Source organism: Saccharopolyspora erythraea (genome assembly GCF_018141105.1).
In the GTDB taxonomy this organism is placed as follows: domain Bacteria; phylum Actinomycetota; class Actinomycetes; order Mycobacteriales; family Pseudonocardiaceae; genus Saccharopolyspora_D; species Saccharopolyspora_D erythraea_A.
On sequence record NZ_CP054839.1, the window covers coordinates 3,257,301 to 3,278,672 of the forward strand.

Annotated in this window: 4 protein-coding genes (1 of these 4 cut by a window edge); 2 read left to right on the plus strand and 2 right to left on the minus strand. The window is 73.2% G+C overall.

Translation table 11 applies throughout. The features are described from left to right. Window positions 1-17,629 carry the 3' portion of an SDR family NAD(P)-dependent oxidoreductase gene (locus tag HUO13_RS14985; RefSeq protein WP_432757840.1) on the plus strand. It extends 3,050 nt beyond the left edge of the window, so 17,629 of the gene's 20,679 nt are visible here — the last part of the coding sequence; its start codon lies off the left edge, out of view; it ends in the stop codon at window positions 17,627-17,629. 142 nt (window positions 17,630-17,771) lie between these two features. Here HUO13_RS14985 and HUO13_RS14990 read toward each other — a convergent pair whose 3' ends face one another. Beyond that, window positions 17,772-18,602, minus strand: coding sequence for an ABC transporter permease (locus HUO13_RS14990; RefSeq protein WP_211901953.1), 831 nt, complete (start codon window positions 18,600-18,602; stop codon window positions 17,772-17,774). A 178-nt stretch (window positions 18,603-18,780) separates the two neighbouring features. Then, on the minus strand, window positions 18,781-19,776 hold the full coding sequence (locus HUO13_RS14995) for an ATP-binding cassette domain-containing protein (RefSeq protein ID WP_349253373.1): 996 nt from the start codon (window positions 19,774-19,776) through the stop codon (window positions 18,781-18,783). Window positions 19,777-20,072: 296 nt separating this feature from the next. On the opposite strand from HUO13_RS14995, the gene HUO13_RS15000 reads away from it, so the two are divergent. After that, on the plus strand, window positions 20,073-21,311 hold the full coding sequence (locus HUO13_RS15000) for a nucleotide disphospho-sugar-binding domain-containing protein (protein ID WP_211901954.1): 1,239 nt from the start codon (window positions 20,073-20,075) through the stop codon (window positions 21,309-21,311). Window positions 21,312-21,372: the final 61 nt, after the last annotated feature.

Consider the following 21,372-nt stretch of genomic DNA (forward strand, 5'->3'; position numbering starts at 1 on the left):
GGACGAGGACGGGCGCCGGGCGCTGGAGGTGTTCGCCCGCGCCGACGAGCTCGGCGAGTGGACCCGGCACGCCACCGGAGTGCTGAGCACCGGTGCGCCGGAGCCGGTCGCGCTCACCGAGTGGCCGCCCACCGGCGCCGAGGCGGTCGACCTGACCGGCTGCTACGAGCGGCTCGCCGAGATCGGCTTCGACTACGGCCCGGCCTTCCGCGGGCTGCGTCGCGTGTGGCGCCGTGCCGGCGAGGTGTTCGCCGAGGTCGCCCTGCCCGACGACGCCGAGGCGTCCGCCTTCGGCCTGCACCCGGCGCTGCTGGACGCCGCGCAGCACGCCGCGGCGTTCGAGGATCTGGGACCGATCAGCCGGGGCGGTCTGCCGTTCGCCTGGGAGGGCGCCGCGCTGCACGCCTCGGGTGCCTCCACCGTGCGGGCACGGATCTCGCGCGCGGGTGAGGATGCGGTGGAGGTCGTCGTCGCCGACGACCGGGGTGCGCCGGTCGCGACGTTCGAATCCCTGCTGGCGCGGGAAGTTCCGGCCGAGCGGCTCGGTGCCGAGACCATCGCGCGGCAGTCGTTGTTCCGGCTGGACTGGAATTCGGTCCGGACCGGCGCGCAGCCGGACTCGGTTGCGGTGCTGGGAGAATCTGACCTCGCTGACCGGTTGCGCTCGGCCGGAGTCCAGGTGCACGACGTCGCCGAGCTCGACGAGCTGGCGGAGGTGCCGGAGCGGGTCGTCGTGCCGGTTGCAGGCAGCTCGGAACTCGCCGACTCCGCGCACGAGCTCACCACCGGCGCGCTCGCACTGATCCAGCAGTGGCTGGCGCAGGAGCGCTTCGCCGGCGCCCGCCTGGTGTTCGCCACCGGCAGCGCGGAAACCGACCCCGCCGCGGCAGCCGTGCACGGGCTCGTGCGGGTGGCCGAGACCGAGAACCCCGGCCGGTTCGGAATCGTCCAGGCCGACGACGCGGCTTCGCCGCGGGCCATCCCGTCCGCGCTGGCGGCCGACGAGCACGACTTGCTGGTGCGCGGCGAGGAGGTGCTGGCGGCCAGGCTGGCGCGGTCGAGCGTGCCGGACGAGCGGATCACCTGGGAGCCCGAGGGCACCGTGCTGATCACCGGCGGCACCGGTGGCCTGGGCGGCGCCCTGGCCAGGCACCTCGCGAGCGCGCACGGTGTCCGGCACCTGCTGCTGCTCAGCCGCCGCGGAGCCGGCGCGCCGGGAGCCGCGGACCTGGTCGCGGACTTGCGCGAGCTGGGCGCGGAGGCGACCGTGCGCGCCTGCGACGTCGCCGACCGCACCGCGCTGGCCGAGCTGATCGACTCGATCCCCTCCGAACGGCCGTTGCGTGCCGTGGTGCACACCGCCGGTGTCGTCGACGACGGCGTGGTCGGTGCGATGACACCGGATCGGGTCTCGGCCGTGCTGCGGCCGAAGGTGGACGCCGCGTGGAACCTGCACGAGCTCACCCGTGACCACGAGCTGACGGCGTTCGTGCTGTTCTCGTCGGTCGCGGCGAGCTTCGGCAGCGCCGGACAGGGCGGGTACGCCGCGGGCAACGCCTTCCTCGACGCCCTGGCGCGGCACCGGCGTGCGGCCGGGCTGGCCGCGACCTCGATGGCGTGGGGGCCGTGGACGCAGGACGTCGGCATGACCGGGTCGTTGCGCGACGTGGACGTGGAACGCCTGACCCGCAGCGGAATGGTTCCTCTGGAACTGGAACAGGGTCTCGCGCTCTTCGACGCCGCGGTTTCGGGTGCCGAGGCAGCGCCGCTGCCGGTGCGCCTGGACCTCGCCGCGCTGCGGGCGGGAGGCGAGGTCGCGTCGTTGCTGCGCGGCCTGGTGCGGACTCCGGTCCGCCGTACCGCCGCCCGTTCGGCGGCGGCCGACGGGTTGGCCTCCCGGCTGGCCGGGCTGCCCGCCGACGAGCGGCGCGAGGCGGTTCTGGAGCTCGTGCGGGGGCGGATCGCGGTGGTGCTCGGCCACTCCGGGGCGTCATCGGTGCCCGCCACCAGGCAGTTCCAGGACCTCGGGTTCGACTCGCTGACCGCGGTGGAACTGCGCAACGGGCTCAACGCCGACACCGGGTTGCGCCTGCCCGCGACGCTGGTCTTCGACTACCCGACTCCGACCGCGCTTGCCGGATACCTGCACGACGAACTGTTCGGCGCCGAGGTCGAGGTGGTCACCGCGCCTGTGCCGGCGCGCATCGAGGACGATCCGATCGTCGTGGTCGGGATGGCGTGCCGTTATCCGGGTGGGGTGGCTTCGCCGGAGGATCTGTGGCGGTTGGTGTCGGATGGTGGGGACGGGGTCACGGGTTTTCCGGCCAATCGGGGTTGGGATCTCGACGCCCTCTACGACCCGGACCCGGAGACGCCGGGCCGCACGCACGTGCGCGAAGGCGGGTTCCTGCACGACGCCGACCTGTTCGACCGCGCGTTCTTCGGGATGAACCCTCGCGAGGCGCTGGCCACCGACTCGCAGCAGCGGTTGCTCCTGGAGGTGTCCTGGGAGGCGGTCGAGCGGGCGGGGATCGATCCGGTGTCGTTGCGCGGCGGCCGGACCGGGGTGTTCGCCGGGGTGATGTACAACGACTACGGCACCATGCTTCCCGGCGAGGAGTTCGAGGGCTACCGGGGCAACGGGAGCGCGCCGAGCGTCGCTTCCGGCCGGGTCGCCTACACCTTCGGGTTCGAAGGTCCGGCGGTGACGGTGGACACCGCGTGTTCGTCGTCGTTGGTGTCGATGCATTGGGCGGCGCAGGCGTTGCGCGCGGGGGAGTGCTCGCTCGCGCTGGCAGGCGGCGTGACGGTGATGTCCACGCCGAGCACCTTCGTGGACTTCTCCCGCCAGCGCGGGCTGGCACTCGACGGGCGTTGCAAGGCGTTCTCGGATGCGGCGGACGGTGTCGGCTGGTCCGAGGGCGTCGGAATCGTGGTGCTGGAGCGGATGTCGGATGCCCGTCGCAACGGCCACGAGATCATGGCGGTGCTGCGCGGTTCGGCGGTCAACCAGGACGGGGCGTCCAACGGGCTGACCGCGCCCAACGGCATTTCGCAGCAGCGGGTCATCCGCCAGGCGCTCGCGAGTGCCGGTCTATCCGGCGACGAGGTCGATGTCGTCGAGGCGCACGGGACCGGGACCACGTTGGGTGATCCGATCGAGGCGCAGGCGTTGCTGGCCACTTACGGCCAGGGCCGTGAGGTTCCGCTGCTGCTGGGTTCGGTGAAGTCGAACATCGGTCATACGCAGGCTGCCGCGGGCGTGGCGGGTGTGATCAAGATGGTCATGGCCATGCGGCACGGGGTGCTGCCGCAGAGCCTGTACTCCGCGATCCCGTCGTCCCACGTGGACTGGGAGGCCGGCGCGGTCGAGCTGCTGGCCGAGCCGGCCGAGTGGCCCGACACGGGACGCGAGCGGCGCGCGGGTGTGTCGTCGTTCGGGATCAGCGGCACCAACGCGCACGTCATCCTGGAGCAGGCCCCCGCGTCCGAACCGGTCGAGCGCGCGGAGGCCGACGCGGGCGTGCTGCCGTGGGTGCTGTCCGGGCGGACCCGGCAGGCGCTGCGTACGCAGGCTGCCCGGCTGCTCGGCCACGTCCAGGCCCACCCGGAGCTCTCCCGGGCCGACCTCGGGTACTCGCTGGCAACCACCCGGTCCGCTTTCGAGTACCGCGCGGTGGTCGTCGCCGGCGACCGCGACGACGCGTTGCGCGGACTGGCCGCGCTGACCACCGGCGAAGCCGACCCGCTGCTGACCGAGGGCGAGGAAGCCGAGGGCAAGCTCGCCTTCCTGTTCTCCGGGCAGGGTTCGCAGCGGCTCGGCATGGGGCGCGATCTGCACGCCCGCTTCCCGGCGTTCGCCGAGGCTTTCGACAGCACGCTCACCGAGTTGGAAAAGCACCTCGACCGCCCGTTGCGGGAGGTCGTGTGGGGTGAGGATGCCGATGCGCTGAACCGGACGGAGTTTTCGCAGCCTGCGTTGTTCGCGGTCGAGGTGGCGTTGTTCCGGTTGGTGGAGTCGTGGGGTGTGCGGCCGGATTACCTGGCTGGACATTCCATTGGCGAGATCGCGGCCGCGCATGTGGCCGGTGTGCTGTCGCCGGCGGATGCGGCGAAGCTGGTCGCCGCGCGGGCCCGTCTCATGCAGGCGTTGCCGCCCGGCGGCGCGATGATCTCGGTGCGGGCCACCGAGGACGAGGTGCTGCCGCTGCTGACCGGCGAGGTCTCGATCGCGGCGGTGAACGCCCCGGGTTCGGTGGTGATCTCGGGCGCCGAGGAGACGGTGCGCGAGATCGCGCGGCACTTCGAAGACCGCAAGACCACCAGGCTGCGAGTGTCGCACGCCTTCCATTCCCCGCTGGTGGAACCGATGCTCGCTGACTTCGCGGCCGAGATCGCCGGATTCGGGTTCAGCGCACCGGAGATCCCCGTGGTGTCGAACCTGACCGGTGCGGTGGCGGGCCCCGAGATCGCCACCCCGGACTACTGGGTGCGTCACGTCCGCGAGGCGGTCCGCTTCGCTGACGGCGTGCGGACCATGCACGAGCTGGCCACGACCACGTTCCTGGAACTGGGACCGGACTCCGTGCTCTCCGCGCTCGCCCAGCAGTCCGCCCCGGACGGCTCGGCCGCGTTCCCGTTGCTGCGCAAGGACAAGCACGAGGAGCGCACCGCGTTCGAGGCGATGGCCCGGCTGCACGCACGCGGTGTCGAGCTGGACTGGCCGGCGGTCTTCCCCGGCGCGCGGCGCGTGCCGCTGCCCACCTACGCCTTCCAGCACGAGTCGTTCTGGCCCGTGCCGACCACGGCGGCGAGCGATGCCACCTCGATCGGCGTGCGTCCGGCCGGGCATCCGCTGCTCGGCGGGGCGGTCGAGGTGGCCGAGTCGGGCGAGCTGCTGTTCACCGGCAGGCTCTCCCGCATCACCGCGCCGTGGCTGGCCGAACACGTGGTGGGCGGCTCTGTGCTGCTGCCGGGCACGGCGTTCGTGGAGGTGGTCACGCGCGCGGGCGACGAGGTCGGCTGCGACCGGATCGCGGACCTGACGCTGGCCGCGCCGCTGGTACTGCCCGAATCCGGTGCGGTGCAGTTGCAGGTACGGCTCGGGGTACCCGAATCCGGGCGGCGGCCCGTCGAGGTGTACTCGCGGCGGGAAGGCGACCCGGAGGAACCGTGGACCATGCACGCGAGCGGGACGCTCACCTCCGGCGCCGTGGTCGGCGCGGAGCTGGTCGCGTGGCCACCGACTGGGGCCGAAGCGGTCGACCCGGACGGAATCCACGGCGCCAGTGCCGCAGCCGGCTTCGAGTACGGTCCGGCCTTCCGCGGGCTGACCGCCGCATGGCGCCGCGGTGACGAGCTGTTCGCCGAAGTGGAGCTGCCGGAGAGCGCACGGGCGGACGCCGCCGCCTACGGCCTGCACCCGGCGCTGTTCGACGCCGCCCTGCACGTGATCTCGCAGCTCCGGGGGCAGGCCGAGCGGGGTGGGCTGCCCTTCTCCTGGGACGGTGTGTCCCTGCATGCGGCCGGGGCGTCCGCGCTGCGAGTGCGGGTCGTCCCGGCCGACGACGGAACGGTGGCGCTCACCCTGGCCGATCCGTCGGGTGCGGCCGTGGCCACGGTCGAGTCGCTGGCGCTGCGCGCCGCGGGCGAACCCGCCGCCCCGAAGCAGGATTCGCTGTTCCGGCTGGAGTGGACGCCGGTGAGCGCCGACGGCGGCGAGTTCGCCGCCGCCGTCGAAGGGGACGGGTTCGGGCTGGCCGAGGCCCTTCGTGATGCCGGTATCCCGGAAGGCCGCGATGTCGTGCTCGTCCCCGTCGCGGCGGGCCGCGGCCCGATCGACGAGGCGGCGCATGCGCTGACCGCCCACGTGCTGGAGAAGATCCAGCACAAGCCCGCCGGGCAGCGCCTGGTGTTCGTCACCCGGCACGCCACCGACGGCGGGGACCTCGCCGCGGCCGCCGTGTGGGGCCTGGTCCGCACCGCCGAGCGGGAGAACCCGGGTGGCTTCGTCCTGCTCGATCTCGACGCAGGCGCACCGGACCCCGGCCTGATCGCGGAGGCGCTCGCCTCCGGCGAACCCCAACTGCGGGTACGCGACGGTGTGCTGTCGGCCGCCCGGCTCGCCCGGATCGCGGAGTCCGCCCGGCCCGCGGCATGGGACCCCGACGACCTCGTGCTGATCACCGGCGGAACCGGCGGGCTGGGCGGCGCGGTCGCCCGGCACCTGGTCGCCGAACACGGCGTCCGCCGGCTGCTGCTGGTCAGCCGCCGCGGCGGGACGGCCGAAGGCGTGGTGCCGCTGGTCGCCGAGCTGACCGCGATGGACGCCGATGTCGAGGTGGCCGCCTGCGACGTGGCCGACCGCGACGCGCTGGCCGCGCTCCTGCAGCGCTACGACGTCGGCGCCGTGGTGCACGCCGCCGGGGTGCTCGACGACGGCGTGCTCGGCTCGCTGTCGCCGCAACGGCTGGAGGCCGTGCTGCGGCCGAAGGTGGACGCCGCGTGGAACCTGCACGAGCTGGCCGGTGACGTCTCGGCGTTCGTGCTGTTCTCCTCGCTCGCGGGGACGCTCGGTTCTCCGGCGCAGGGCAACTACGCCGCCGCCAACGCCTTCCTCGACGCGCTCGCCCAGCACCGGCGCCTGGCCGGGCTGCCGGGCGTCTCGCTGGCTTGGGGGCCGTGGGCGGAAACCGGCGGCATGACCGCCGGTCTGAGCGACGTCGACCGCGAGCGGATGGTGCGTTCGGGCCTGCCGCCGCTCCCGGTCCGCCAGGGCCTCGGGCTGTTCGACCTGGCGACCGCGACTGAGGACGCCGTGGTCGTGCCGGCTCTGCTGGACCTCGCGGCGTTGCGATCGCAGGAGATCGTCCCCGCGGTCCTGCGTGGTCTGGTCACCACTCGCACGCGCCGGACCTCCGCGGGCAGCGGTGCCTCCCGCGCGCTCGCCGAGCGGCTGGCGGGACTGCCCGTCGACGAGCGCGCGGCGGTGCTGCTGGATCTGGTGCGCGGGCAGGCCGCCCGGGCGCTCGGCCACTCCGGACCGCAGGACGTGCCGGCGAGGCAGGCATTCCAGGAGCTCGGGATCGACTCGCTGACCGCGGTCGAGCTGCGCAACGGGCTCAACTCCCTGACCGGGCTGCGGCTTGCGGCCACCGTCGTGTTCGACTACCCCAGCGCCGAGGGATTGGCCCGGCACGTCGAGGAGGAGCTGTTCGGCACTCCGGCCGAGTCGACCGCGCCGGCAGCCGCGCTCACTGCGGTCACCGACGACCCGGTGGTCATCGTCGGCATGGCCTGCCGCTACCCGGGCGGTGTCACCTCGCCGGAGGACCTCTGGCGGCTGATGGCCGACGGCGCGGACGCGATCGGCGAGTTCCCCACCGGCCGCGGCTGGGATCTCGACGCGCTCCACCACCCCGACCCCGACCACCACGGCACGTCCTACACGCGCTCCGGCGGCTTCCTGCACGACGCGGGCGAGTTCGACGCGGCGTTCTTCGGGATGAGCCCTCGCGAGGCGCTGGCCACCGACGCGCAGCAGCGGCTGCTGCTGGAGGTGTCCTGGGAGGCGGTCGAGCGGGCGGGGATCGATCCGGCGTCCCTGCGCGGCAGCAGCACCGGGGTGTTCGCCGGGGTCATGTACAACGACTACGCCACCCTGCTCGACGATCCGGACCTGGAGGGCTACCAGGGCAGCGGCAGCGCGGGCAGCATCGCCTCCGGCCGCGTCTCCTACACCCTCGGCCTGGAGGGCCCGGCGGTCACGGTGGACACCGCGTGCTCGTCCTCGCTGGTCGGCATGCACTTGGCCGCACAGGCGCTGCGGTCGGGGGAGTGCTCGCTGGCCCTGGCCGGCGGGGTGACGGTGATGTCCACGCCGAGCACGTTCGTCGAGTTCTCCCGTCAGCGCGGGCTGTCCCCGGACGGCCGGTGCCGGGCGTTCTCGGCCGGTGCGAACGGGGTGGGCTGGTCCGAAGGCGTCGGCGTGGTCGTGCTGGAACGGCTGTCGGACGCGCGGCGCAACGAGCACCGGGTGCTCGCGGTGCTGCGGGGCAGCGCGGTCAACCAGGACGGCGCCTCCAACGGGCTGACCGCGCCGAACGGTCCCTCCCAGCAGCGGGTCATCCGGCAGGCGCTGGCCGGCGCCGGGCTGTCCGCCCAGGAGGTCGACGCGGTGGAAGGGCACGGCACCGGGACCGTGCTGGGCGATCCGATCGAGGCGCAGGCGTTGCTGGCGACCTACGGCCAGGACCGCGAGGAGCCGCTGCTGCTGGGGTCGGTCAAGTCCAACATCGGGCACGCGCAGGCCGCCGCGGGCGTGGCGGGCGTGATCAAGATGGTCATGGCGATGCGGCACGGGGTGCTGCCGCGCACGCTGCACGCCGATGAGCCGTCCGGGCACGTGGACTGGGAGTCCGGCCGCGTGCGGCTGCTGGCCGAGCCGACCGCGTGGCCGGAGCGGAACCGTCCGCGCCGGGCCGGGGTGTCCTCGTTCGGGATCAGCGGCACGAACGCGCACGTCGTCCTCGAACAGCCGGAACCGGAGCCGGAACGCGAGTCCGAGCCGCGGGGCGGTGTGGTGCCGTGGGTGCTCTCGGCTCGTTCCGAGGAAGCGCTGCGCGACCAGGCGGCGCGGCTCGCCGCGAACCTCGACGGCACCGCGGAGCACCCGGCCGACATCGCGTTCTCCCTGTGCACCGGGCGCACGGCGTTCGAGCACCGCGCTGTGGTGCTCGTCGACGAGCCGTCCGAGGCCGCGGAGGCGTTGCGCAGGTGGTCCGGGAAAGCGCCCAGCGGCGTGGTGCATGGCAAGGCGGTGGAAGGCGGGCTGGCGTTCCTCTTCGCCGGGCAAGGCTCGCAGCGAATCGGTATGGGCCGCGAGCTGCACGCCCGCTTCGCCGCGTTCGCGGACGCCTTCGACTCGGCCGCCGATGCCCTCGACCCCCACCTGCACCGGCCGCTGCGCGAGGTGGTGTGGGGCCAGGACGCCGACGCGCTGAACCGCACGGAGTTCACCCAGCCCGCGCTGTTCGCGGTCGAGGTCGCGCTGTTCCGGCTGCTGGAGTCGTGGGGTGTGCGTCCGGACCTGCTCGCCGGGCACTCGGTCGGTGAGGTCGCCGCCGCGCACGTCTGCGGCGTGCTGTCGCTGGCGGACGCGGCCCGGCTGGTGGCCGCGCGCGGGCGGCTCATGCAGTCGCTGCCCGAGGGCGGCGCGATGCTCGCGGTGCGGGCGAGCGAGGACGAGGTGGCCCCGCTGCTGGAACATCGCGAGGCCGAAGTGGGGCTGGCCGCGGTCAACGGCCCGTGGTCGGTGGTCGTGTCCGGCACCGAAGCCGCCGTGGCGGACGTGGCCGCGCACTTCACCGAGCTGGGCCGGAGGACGACCCGGCTGCGGGTCTCGCACGCCTTCCACTCCCCGCTGATGGCGCCGATGCTGGACGAGTTCCGCGAAGTGGTGCGGAGCCTGTCGTTCGGCGCCGGCGCGATCCCCGTCGTGTCCACCGTGACCGGTGAGCTGAGCGAGCTCACCGACCCCGAGCACTGGGTCGAGCAGGTGCGGGCCGCGGTCCGGTTCGCCGACGCCGTGCGGGAGCTGGAGCGCCGCGGCGCGCGGACCTTCCTGGAGGTCGGCCCGGACGGCTCGCTGACCGCGCTCGCGGCCGAATCGGCGCAGGAACCGGCCTCCGCCGCCGTGGCCTTGCTGCGACGGGAGCAGGACGAAGAACGGGCCTTCCTCACCGCACTGGCCGAACTGCACACGCGCGGCCGCGCCGTCGACTGGTCGCCGTTGCTGGCCGGGACGCGCCCGGCCGACGTGCCGACCTATGCGTTCCAGCACCGCCGGTTCTGGCCGATGCGCTCCGCCCGGGCCGGGGACGTGCGCTCGGCAGGGCTCACCGCCGCCGGACACCCGCTGCTGGGCGCGTCGGTGGAGCGAGCGGACGCAGACGGGTTCCTGTTCACCAGCAGGCTTTCCACGCGGTCGCACCCGTGGCTGGCCGAGCACGTGGTGCGCGGCGCGGTCGTCGTGCCGGGTACCGCCTTCGCCGAGCTGGCGTTGCGCGCCGGTGACGAGTCGGGCTGCGACCGGCTCGAAGAGCTCGCGCTGCTCGCGCCCCTGGTGCTGCCGGACGGTGAGGCGGTCCGCGTGCAGGTCTGGGTCGGTGGCCCTGACGAGGCCGGGAGGCGGACCGTCGAGGTGTACTCGCGGCCCGACAGCGCCGAAGGCCGGGCGTGGACCCACCACGCGAGCGGGGTCCTCGGTATCGGACCCGCACCGGCCGGCCCCGATGCGGCGGAGTGGCCGCCGCAGGGTGCTGAGCGGGTCGATCTGGACGGCGCGTACGCGCGGTTCGCCGAAGCGGGTTTGGCCTACGGTCCGGTGTTCCAGGGCTTGCGGGCGCTGTGGCGGTCGGGCGAGGCGGTGTTCGCCGAGGTCGCGCTGCCGGAGGACACCGACACCGATGGGTTCGGCGTGCACCCGGCGCTGCTGGACGCCGGTGTGCAGGCGGCGGCGTGGCTGGACGATCTCCCCGAAGGCGCGTTGCCTTTCTCCTGGCAGGGCATGTCGCTGCACGCCTCCGGCGCCACCGCGCTGCGGGTGACGATCACGCGGAACGGCCCCGACTCGGTGTCGATCAGGGCGGACGCGTCCTCCGGCGAACCCGTCGCCTCGGTGGATTCGTTGTCCCTGCGCGCGGTTTCCACGGAGCAGGCGGCATGGGGCGCCGAGCACGACTCGCTGTACCGGCTGGAATGGCGGCCGGAAGACACCGGGACTGAGGCGGGCTCCGCGGTGGTCCTGCGGTTCGACGACGGCGAGTTCGGCGCGGCGGTGGCCGAGGACCGGGACGTCTGCACCGACATCGACGCGCTGTCCGAGGACGTGGACGTGGTGCTCGTCCCGGTGGGCCGGACCGGCTCGCACCCGGCGGCCGTGCACGAACTGAGCGCCCGCGTGCTCCACCTCCTCCAACAGGCCGAGGCGCGGTTCGCCGGCTCGCGGCGCCTGGTCTTCGTCACCGAGGACGCCGCCACCGACCTCGCCGCGTCCTCGGTCCGGGGTCTGGTGCGGGCCGCGCAGGCGGAGAACCCGGGCGCGTTCGGGTTGGTGGACCTCGACGGCACACCCGAATCCCTGGCCGCGTTGCCGCAGGCGCTCGGCGCGACCGAGCCCCAGACCATTCGCGGTGGCACCCGCCACGTAGGCCGGTTGGCACGCGTCACCCCGGAGCGGACGGAGACGGTCGATTGGGCTTCGTGCGGCCGGATCCTCGTCACGGGCGGCACCGGCGGCCTGGGCCGCGCCGTCGCCCGGCACCTGGTCACCGAGCACGGCGCCCGCGAACTATTGCTGGTCAGCCGCAGCGGACCGGATGCCGAAGGCGTGGCCGAACTGGTCGAGGAGCTGTCGGCGGCCGACGTGCGGGTCGCCTCGTGCGACGTCGCCGACCGCGACGCGCTGGCCAGGCTGCTCGCCGAGCACCCGGTGGGCGCCGTCGTGCACACCGCCGGGGTGCTCGACGACGGCGCGCTCGGCTCGCTCACCCCGCAACGGCTGGAGGCCGTGCTGCGGCCGAAGGTGGACGCCGCGTGGAACCTGCACGAACTGGCCGGTGACGTCTCGGCGTTCGTGCTGTTCTCCTCGCTGGCCGGCACGTTCGGTGCGGCCGGTCAGGGCAACTACGCCGCTGCCAACGCCTACCTCGACGGGCTCGCCCGCCGTCGGCGCGCGAGCGGGCTGCCGGCGGTGTCGCTGGCGTGGGGACCGTGGGTGGAGACCGGCGGCATGACCGGCACGCTTACCGACACCGACCGCCAGCGGCTCGCCAGGTCCGGACTGCCGCCGCTGACCCACCGGCAGGGCCTCGCGCTGTTCGACGCGGCGCTGGCCAGCGGCGGGGCGGTGCTGCTGCCGGTGCGGTTCGACTTCACCGTGCTGCGAGAGCAGCCCGAGGTCCCCGACCTGCTGCGCGGGCTCGTGCGGACCCCGGCTCGGCAGCGGATCGCGGCACGCCCGGCAGCGACCTCGCTGGGGGAGCGGCTGGCAGCGATGGACTCGGACCGGCGCCACGAGTTCGTGCTGGACCTCGTCCGCGCCCAGGTTGCCGCGGTGCTGGGGCATTCCGGCGCGGGTGAAGTCGATCCGGAGGCCGCCTTCCAGGATCTCGGGTTCGACTCGCTGACCGCGGTGGAGCTGCGCAACCGGCTCGGGAGCGAGGTCGGGTTGCGCCTGCCTCATACGCTGGTGTTCGACTACCCGACGCCGTCCGCGCTGACCGGTCACCTGCTCGGCGAGTTGGTGGGCGCGGAGCCGGAAGTGCTGGTGCCGCGGCAGGTCACCCGCGATGTCGAGGACGATCCGATCGTGGTGGTCGGGATGGCGTGCCGTTATCCGGGTGGGGTGGCTTCGCCGGAGGATCTGTGGCGGTTGGTGTCGGATGGTGGCGATGGGATCTCGGGTTTTCCGGCCAATCGGGGTTGGGATCTCGACGCGCTGTACGACCCGGACCCGGATTCGGTGGGCACCTCCACGACCCGCCACGGCGGGTTCCTGCACGATGCCGCCGAGTTCGACCCGGCGTTCTTCGGGATGAGCCCGCGCGAAGCGCTCACGACCGATCCGCAGCAGCGGCTGCTGCTGCAGGTCTGCTGGGAGGCGGTCGAGCGGGCGGGGATCGATCCGGTGTCGTTGCGCGGCGGCCGGACCGGGGTGTTCGCCGGGGTGATGTACAACGACTACGGGACCATGCTGTCCGCCTCCGAGCACAGCGGCTACCAAGGGCACGGGAGCGCGCCGAGCGTCGCTTCCGGCCGGGTGGCTTACACGTTCGGGCTGGAAGGTCCGGCGGTGACGGTGGACACCGCGTGTTCGTCGTCGTTGGTGTCGATGCATTGGGCGGCGCAGGCGTTGCGCTCGGGGGAGTGCTCGCTGGCGTTGGCCGGTGGTGTGACGGTGATGTCGACCCCGGCCGCGTTCGTCGAGTTCTCCCGGCAACGAGGTCTCTCGCCCGACGGGCGTTGCAAGGCGTTCTCGGACGCGGCGGACGGAGTCGGCTGGTCCGAGGGCATCGGAATGGTGCTGCTGGAGCGGTTGTCGGATGCGCGACGCCACGGGCATCCGGTGCTGGCAGTGCTGCGGGGTTCGGCGATCAACCAGGACGGTGCGTCGAATGGTCTGACGGCGCCGAATGGTCCGTCGCAGCAGCGGGTGATTCGTGCGGCGTTGGACAGTGCGCGCCTGGATGTGTCCGATGTGGATGTGGTGGAGGCGCACGGGACCGGGACCACGTTGGGTGATCCGATCGAGGCGCAGGCGTTGTTGGCGACGTATGGTCAGGGTCGTGAGGTTCCGCTGCTGCTGGGTTCGGTGAAGTCGAACATCGGTCATACGCAGGCTGCTGCGGGTGTGGCGGGTGTGATCAAGATGGTCATGGCCATGCGGCATGGGGTGTTGCCCGAGAGCCTGCACGTGGATGCGCCGTCGTCGAAGGTAGATTGGTCGGCGGGGGCCGTGGAGCTGCTCTCCAAGCCGACCGAGTGGCCTGAAACCGGTCGGGTGCGGCGTGCGGGTGTGTCGTCGTTCGGGATCAGCGGCACCAACGCGCACCTCATCCTGGAGCAAGGGCCGCAGACCGCGCCATCGGATCGCGAGCACAGCGATCGGCCCGCGCTGCTGGTCGTCTCCGGCCAGACCCCCGAGGCTCTGCACGCACAAGCGACCCGGCTCGCCGCGCACCTGCGCAGCGAGCACCCGGACCTGGCCGACACCGGGTACTCGCTGGCCACCGGCCGCAGCGCGTTCGACCGGCGGGCGGCCGTGCTCGCCGCCGACCAGGACCAGGCGGTGCGCTCGCTGACCGCGCTGGCCGCCGGAACCCCTGATCCGGCCGTGGTCGAAGGCTCCGCCACGACCGGAAAGCTCGCCGCGCTGTTCACCGGGCAGGGCTCGCAGCGGCTCGGCATGGGCCGCGAACTGCACGCCCGCTTCCCGGTTTTCGCCGAAGCCCTGGACGCGGTGTTCGCTGACGTGGACCGGCACCTCGACCGCCCGTTGCGGGAGATCGTGTGGGGCGACGACGCCGATGCGCTGAACCGGACGGAGTTCTCGCAGCCCGCGCTGTTCGCCGTCGAAGTGGCGCTGTTCCGGCTGTTCGAGGCGTGGGGTGTCCGGCCGGACCACCTGACCGGGCATTCGATCGGTGAGATCACGGCCGCGCATGTGGCCGGAGTGCTGTCGCTGGCCGATGCCGCGAAGCTGGTGACGGCCCGGGGACGGCTGATGCAGTCCTTGCCCGAAGGCGGGGCGATGACCGCCGTGCAGGCGAGCGAGGACGAGGTCGCGCCGCTGCTGGAGGGCCGCGAGTCCGACGTCGGTCTCGCGGCCGTCAACGGTCCGCGGGCCGTCGTGGTCTCCGGTACCGAGGCGGCGGTCGCCGAGATCGCCGGGCACTTCCGGGAACTCGGCCGCCGGACCTCGCAACTGCGGGTCTCGCACGCCTTCCACTCGCCGCTGATGGAACCGATGCTGGAGGAGTTCCGCGCCGGCGTGGCCGAACTGTCCTTCGGCGCACCGCGGATCCCGATCGTGTCCACCGTGACCGGTGCCGAGATCACCGACCTCGGGCCGGACCACTGGGTCGACCACGTGCGCCACGAGGTCAGGTTCGCCGACGGCGTCCGCGAGCTCGGCGAACTGGGCGCGCGCACGTTCCTGGAGATCGGCCCGGACGGCGTGCTCACCGCGATGGCCCGCGAGTCGACCGGCCCCGACGCCGCGCTGATCCCGGCGATGCGCGGGGACACCGCGGAGGAGCAGGCGGTGCTGACCGCGCTCGGCCACCTGCACGTGCGGGGCGTCCGGCTGGACTGGGGCGCGCTGTTCCCCGGTGCGCGTCGCGTGGACCTGCCCACCTACCCGTTCCAGCAGCGGACGTTCTGGCCTGATGCACCGGTTTCCGCCGCGGGCGACGTGGCCGCGGCTGGGCTGACCGCGCCCGGACATCCGCTGCTGGGCGCCGCCGTGGAGCTCGCCGACTCCGCGGGACTGCTGTTCACCAGCAGGCTCTCCCGGCACACCCACACGTGGCTGTGCGAACACGTGGTGGGCGGCACGGTCCTGGTGCCCGGCACGGCATTGCTGGAGCTGGCGCTGCGCGCGGGCGAGGAGGCCGGTTGCGAACGGGTCGAGGAGCTGAGGCTGGTTGCTCCGCTGGTCCTGCCTGCCGAGGGAGGCGTGCGGGTGCAGGTGTACGCCGCGGCGCCTGATGAGGAGGGCCGGCGGGAGCTGACCGTGCATTCGTGCCAGGACGGTGCGTCCGACTGGACCCTCCACGCCAGCGGTGTGCTGGGCAGCGGGCCCGACGATGCGGACTTCGACGCCCAGTGGCCTCCGGCGGCGGACGAGCTTGACGTCGAGGGCTGCTACGAGACCTTCGCCGACCTCGGGTTCGAGTACGGCCCGCTGTTCCAGGGCCTGCGGGCGGCCTGGCGCGACGGCGACGCGGTGTTCGCGGAGGTCGGCCTCCCCGGCGACGTGGACGCCACCGCCTACGGGCTGCACCCGGCGTTGCTGGACTCCGCGCTGCACGCGGCGATGCTCACCGACTCCGGGGGCGGTGTGCCGTTCGTGTGGGAGCGAGTCTCGCTGCACGCCGCAGGCGCTTCGGTGCTGCGGGTGCGGATGCGGCGCACCGGCCCGGACACGCTGACCATCGCGTTGGCGGACGCGGCGGGGAAGCCGGTCGCCTCGATCGCAACGCTGCGCACCCGGGCTCAGCAGGAGGTGCGTGGTCTCGGCATCGGCCGGAACTCGCTGTTCCAGCCGTCGTGGACGGCGTTGCCGCAGGTCCCGGAACCGAGCGAGGCGCCGGTGCTGGTCGGCAGCGACCCGTTCGGCCTCGCGGAGCTGCTGAAGTCGGCCGGGCAAACCGCCGAGGTGCACGCCGACCTCGGTACGGTGCCGGAGTCGGAGTCGCGGCCCGTGCTGTGCTCGCTGCACGGCGATGGCGGTGAGCCGGAGCCGGTGCACGCGCTGGTCCACCGGGCGCTGGAACTCGTGCGGTCCTGGCGCGGTGCGTCGCGGCTGGTGTTCGTCACGCGGGCTGACTCCGACCTGGCCGCCGCGGCGGCCGCCGGCCTGGTGCGCACCGCCGAGTCGGAGAATCCCGGCAGGTTCGGGGTGATCGACCTCGGCGACGGGGACATCAGCGCCGACGCGCTGCTGCGGGCGCTCGGCTGCACCGAGACCGAGGTGTCCATTCAGGACGACGAGCCGAAGGTGCTGCGGCTCGCGCGTGCGGAAGCCGCGGAGCCGGTCACCTGGGACCTCGAGGGCACCGTGCTCGTCACCGGAGGCACCGGCGGTCTCGGCAGGCTGATGGCCCGCCACCTCGCCGAGCGAGGCGTGCGGCGGCTGCTGCTGGCGAGCCGGCGCGGACCGGCCGCGGACGGCGCCTCGGAGCTCGTGGCAGAACTGGAGGAGCTGGGCGCGCAGGCGACCGTCGCCGCGTGCGACCTCGCCGACCGCGAGCAGCTCGACCTGTTGCTCGACGGGATCCCGGCCGAACATCCGCTGACCGCCGTGGTGCACGCGGCGGGCGTGCTCGACGACGGCGTGCTCGGCTCACTCGACGCCGAGCGTGTCTCGGCCGTACTGCGGCCGAAGGCCGACGCCGCGTGGAACCTGCACGAAGCGACCGAGCGGCTGCCCCTCGACGCCTTCGTGCTGTTCTCCTCGGTGGCCGGGGTTTTCGGCGCGGCGGGGCAGGCCAACTACGCCGCCGCGAACTCCTACCTGGACGCGCTGGCGCGGTACCGCCGGGCACGGGACTTGCCGGGCGTGTCGCTGGCGTGGGGTCCGTGGGACTCCGGCGGTATGACGAGCGCGCTCACCGAGGAGGATGCCCAGCGGATCGCCCGTTCCGGAATGCCGCCGCTGGCAGCCGAACAGGGCCTCGCGCTCTTCGACGCCGCCGTGGGCTCCGAACAGCCCCTGCTGCTCCCGGTCCGGCTCGACCTGGCCGCGCTGCGGGAGCAGGGTGAGGTCCGGCCGCTGCTGCGCGGACTCGTGCGGACCCCGGCCCGTCGCGTCACCGCAGGTGGCGGTGCCGACCTGGCCCAGCGACTCGACGGGCTTGCGGCAACGGAGCAGCGGGAGGTGCTGCTCGACGTGGTGCGCACCCAGGCGGCGGCCGTGCTCAGGCACGCCGACACCTCGGAGGTGCGGGCCCAGAGCGAGTTCCAGGCCCTCGGGTTCGACTCGCTGACCGCGGTCGAGTTCCGCAACCGCATGGGGACGGCGACGGGCCTGCGGCTGCCGGCGACGCTGCTGTTCGACTACCCGACGCCCGTGGAGCTGGTCGAGCACCTGCTCGGGGAGCTGGCCCCGGCGCAGGACGGCCCGGCGGCGATGCTGGCCGAGCTGGACCGGCTGCTGAAGTCCTTCGAGGACGTGGAAGTCGACGACGAGCTGCACGGGCAGGTCACCGGGCGACTCGAGCTGCTGCGCGGCAGGTGGCAGGCCCTGCGCGACGATCGCGCCGAGGACGGCGACGGGTTCGACTTCGACAGCGCCTCCGACGACGACATGTTCGAGATGCTGGACAACGAGCTCGGTCAGTCCTGATCGAAGCGTCGGGCGGGTCCTGCTCAGAGCCCGGCTCCACGGCCTCCGCGGTCGTGGAGCCGGGCTCTGTGAGTCGAGTCCTCGACGCCAACGGGCCTGCCACGGCACGCCGTGGCAGGCCCGTTGACGAAACGCGAGCCCGCTACAGGGGGCGGCGGAAGCCGCGGATCGCGATCAGTGCGCTGACGAGGGCCAGCACGAAGCTGATGAACAGCGACGGCGCCACCAGGTAGGTGCCGTCCAGGCCCAGGGCGACCGCACGGGAGGCGTCGACGGCGTAGGTCAGCGGATTGATCCGGGCGACCAGCTCCAGCCAGTCCGGCAGCTCGCTGATCGGCACGAAAGCGCTGGAGATGAACATCAGCGGCACCATCACCAGCACGCTGATGTTCTGCATCGGCTCGGTCCGCCGCAGGCACGCCCCCATCGCGAGGAACGCCCAGCTCAGCGCGCTGCCGACGCCCAGGGTCAGCAGAGCCGAGAGCACGGTGCCCATGAGGCCGCCCTGCGGCGAGTAACCCAGCGCGGCCATGGCGAGCACGATGATCAGCACGACCTGGACCGCGCCGCGGATCAGGTCCGAGATGCTGCGGGCCAGCAGCAGCGAGCTCGGCATGATCGGCAGTGAGCGAAGGCGGGCGACGATGCCGTTGCGCAGGTCCTCCACCAGCCCGATGCCGGTCTGCGACGAGGTCTGCACCACGTGGTTGACCAGCACCGCGGGCATCAGGAAGTCGAGGTAGTCGGTACCGCTGGGGAGGTTGGCGGCCAGCGCGAAGTTCGTGAAGATCTGGGTGAACACGAACAGCGTCATCACCGGCTGGATCAGCCCCACCAGCACGAGGCCGGGGTCGGTGACGAACGCGCGCAGCGAACGCATCGTCAGCACGGCGATCTGGGTGGGGACGGAACTCCCGTCCCACCGGGCGGACGAGGTCGGCGCGTCCGAGTGCAACGGCGCGGTTGCGGTCATGCTCGCTCCACTGAGGTTCGGAAGGTGTTCCGGCAGGCGCGCCCGTTGGGCCGGGTGCCGCGGGAGCACCGGCCGGAACCGCGAACCGGGGCGCGCCGTGCCGGTCGAGCGGTCTCACGGCCCTGGCCCGCACCGCGCGACCGCCGCCCTTGCGGGCCCGGCGACCGCGGGTGCGCGTTCACGCCGTCCTGGTGTGGCGGGCCAGCGCGAGGTAGACGTCGTCCAGGGTCGGTTCCCCGAAGGCCAGTTCGGCGGGTTCGATGCCCGCCTCCTCCAGCACGCGGAGCACCGTCGCGGTCTCGCGCGACGCCTCGATCGGCGTGATGATCGCCGCGCCTTCCCGGCCGACCGCGGGGTCCATCCCGGCGGCCCGCAGCGCCCGGCAACCCGCGGCCAGGTCACTGCCCGGCTCCGGCACGATCGTCACCGTCCGCTGCCCGACCTGGGCCTTGAGCTCGGCGGCCGAACCGGAGGCGATCACGGTCCCCGCCGAAAGCACGGTGATGGTGTCGGCGAGCCGGTCCGCCTCGTCGAGGTACTGCGTGGTCAGCAGCACCGTGGTGCCCTCGGTCACCAGGCGTTCCACGATGTCCCACACGGCCATCCGGCTGGAGGGGTCCAGCCCGGTGGTCGGCTCGTCCAGGAAGATCACCTCCGGGTTGCCGACCAGGCAGGCCGCCAGGTCCAGGCGCCGGCGCATTCCGCCGGAGTAGGTCTTGGCCCGCCGCCCGGAGGCCGCCGTCAGGTCGAACGCCTCCAGCAGCTCGCCGGCCCGCGCCCTGGCCCGTCCGGCGTCCGCGCCGAGCAACCGGGCCAGCATCACCAGGTTGTCGCGCCCGGACATCTGCTCGTCGACGGAGGCGAACTGACCGGTCAGCCCGATGCGCTTGCGCACCTCCCTCGGCTGCGCGGCGACGTCGAAGCCGGCGACGCGGGCGGTGCCGGAGCCGGCAGGCAGCATCGTGGTGAGGATGTTCACCAGCGTCGTCTTGCCCGCCCCGTTGTGCCCGAGCAGGCCGAGCACGGTGCCCCTGGGGACGGCCAGGTCGACCGATCTCAGCGCGGGCACCGGGCCGAAGGTCTTGCCGACGCCGACGGCCTCGATCATCGGCGCCCCGGGGTCCCGTCCGCCGTGGCCGGGTCGGCCGGTGCGGGCCGTCGAGAGCACGGTCATCGGTGGCATCCCCCGCAACTGGAGTCGTGGTGCCCTGGGGACCGCCACCGCACTTACCGCGGCCCCCGGGAGCCGTGCCCCGAGCATGCGGCAGCCGGTCCCGGCGGACCAGTCGCTCTACCAGCCGAAAACTCGTGGGAAGACTAGGTTTTCGTCCATCGCTTCGCCGGATGCCGTGCGGCGTGCGGGATCCCGGCGGCCGCGCGTGCTCCATCCGGCCCGAATACTGGGGATTCGCCCACCTGACGGCGAACTACCTTGGTGGTCCTGAAGGGAACGGAGCGGAGAGGAGCGCCATGCGAGTGTTGTTCGCGGTGTCGTCGTGGACGGGGCACTACTTCCCGATGGTCCCGCTGGGCTGGGCGCTGCGCGCGGCCGGGCACGACGTGCGCGTGCTCTGCTGCGAGACCGATGTGGCCGCGGTGACGCAGGCGGGCCTGACGCCGGTACCGGTGCTGGACGGCATCGACATCCTGCGCGGCGCGCGGCTGGTGAACCTGCTCTCGGCGATCCAGGGGCGCTGGCCGTACCCGGAGCCTCCGCTGCACCCGGACACCGCGGAACCGGTGGAGGTCACCACCTTCGACTTCGCCACGTGGCAGGCGGGAATCCAGCCCGAGCTGCTCGAACGCGCCACGCGCAGCACCGACGCCGCGGTGGCCTACGCGCGGTCCTTCCGCCCGGATCTGGTGGTGCACGACATGATGAGCCTGGAGGGCCCGCTGGTCGCGAAGGTCACCGGAGTGCCCGACGTGATGCAGCTGTGGGGTCCGGTGGGTACCGCCGACGAGTACGGCCCGGTGGGCAGCCACCCGCGGGGCCGGGCCGCGGCCCCGGAGGACACCAGCTCCGCCTTCGAGCGCTACGGCGTCGGCGAGATGGGTTTCCACCACGTCGACCACGTGCTCGACCCGTGCCCGGCGGCCATTCGCCCGCGCAACGAGGCCGATCTGCTCCCGTGCCGGTACATCCCCTACAACGGCCCCGGCGCCGTGCCGCTGGACCTTCCCGGACGCACCGGCCGCCCGCGCGTGTGCGTGGTGTGGGGGCGCTCGGCGACGCGCACGTTCGGTCCCGTGGTGAACAAGATGCCGCAGGCGGTGGAGGCTTCGGCGTCGCTGGGGTTCGAGGTGCTGCTGCTGGCCTCTCCCGCCGACGTCGCCGGGAGCGGTCCGCTGCCGGAGGGCGTGCACGTTCGCGAGAACCTGCCGTTGAGCCTGGTGCTGCCGGAGTGCGACGCGGTGGTGCACTACGGCGGTGGCGGGGTGACCATGACATCGGTGGTCGCCGGAGTGCCGCAGCTGTCGCTGCCGTGCGGCTACGACCAGCCGGCGATGGCGGGCCGGGTCACCGCGGCCGGTGCGGGACTGGACATCCCCAACCACGAAGCCGACCTCGGCGGGATCAAGTCGGCGCTGGACCGGCTGCTGGGGGAGCCGTCGTTCACCGCTTCGGCGCGAGAGCTCGCGGTGGCGGCGAACGCGCTGCCCGCACCGTCCGATGTGGTCGGTTCGCTGCGCGGTCTCGTGAGCTGATTCCCGCGTCCGTGAGTCTTTTGGGTTGCCGGCGCGACCGGAAAGACTCACGGGTACCCGG

What these genes read in the sequence shown, in the direction of transcription:
- HUO13_RS14995 (WP_349253373.1), bottom strand. Translation starts at nt 19,776, where the DNA reads ATGACCGTGCTCTCGACGGCCCGCACCGGCCGACCCGGCCACGGCGGA.
- HUO13_RS14990 (WP_211901953.1), bottom strand. Translation starts at nt 18,602, where the DNA reads ATGACCGCAACCGCGCCGTTGCACTCGGACGCGCCGACCTCGTCCGCC.
- HUO13_RS15000 (WP_211901954.1), top strand. Translation starts at nt 20,073, where the DNA reads ATGCGAGTGTTGTTCGCGGTGTCGTCGTGGACGGGGCACTACTTCCCG.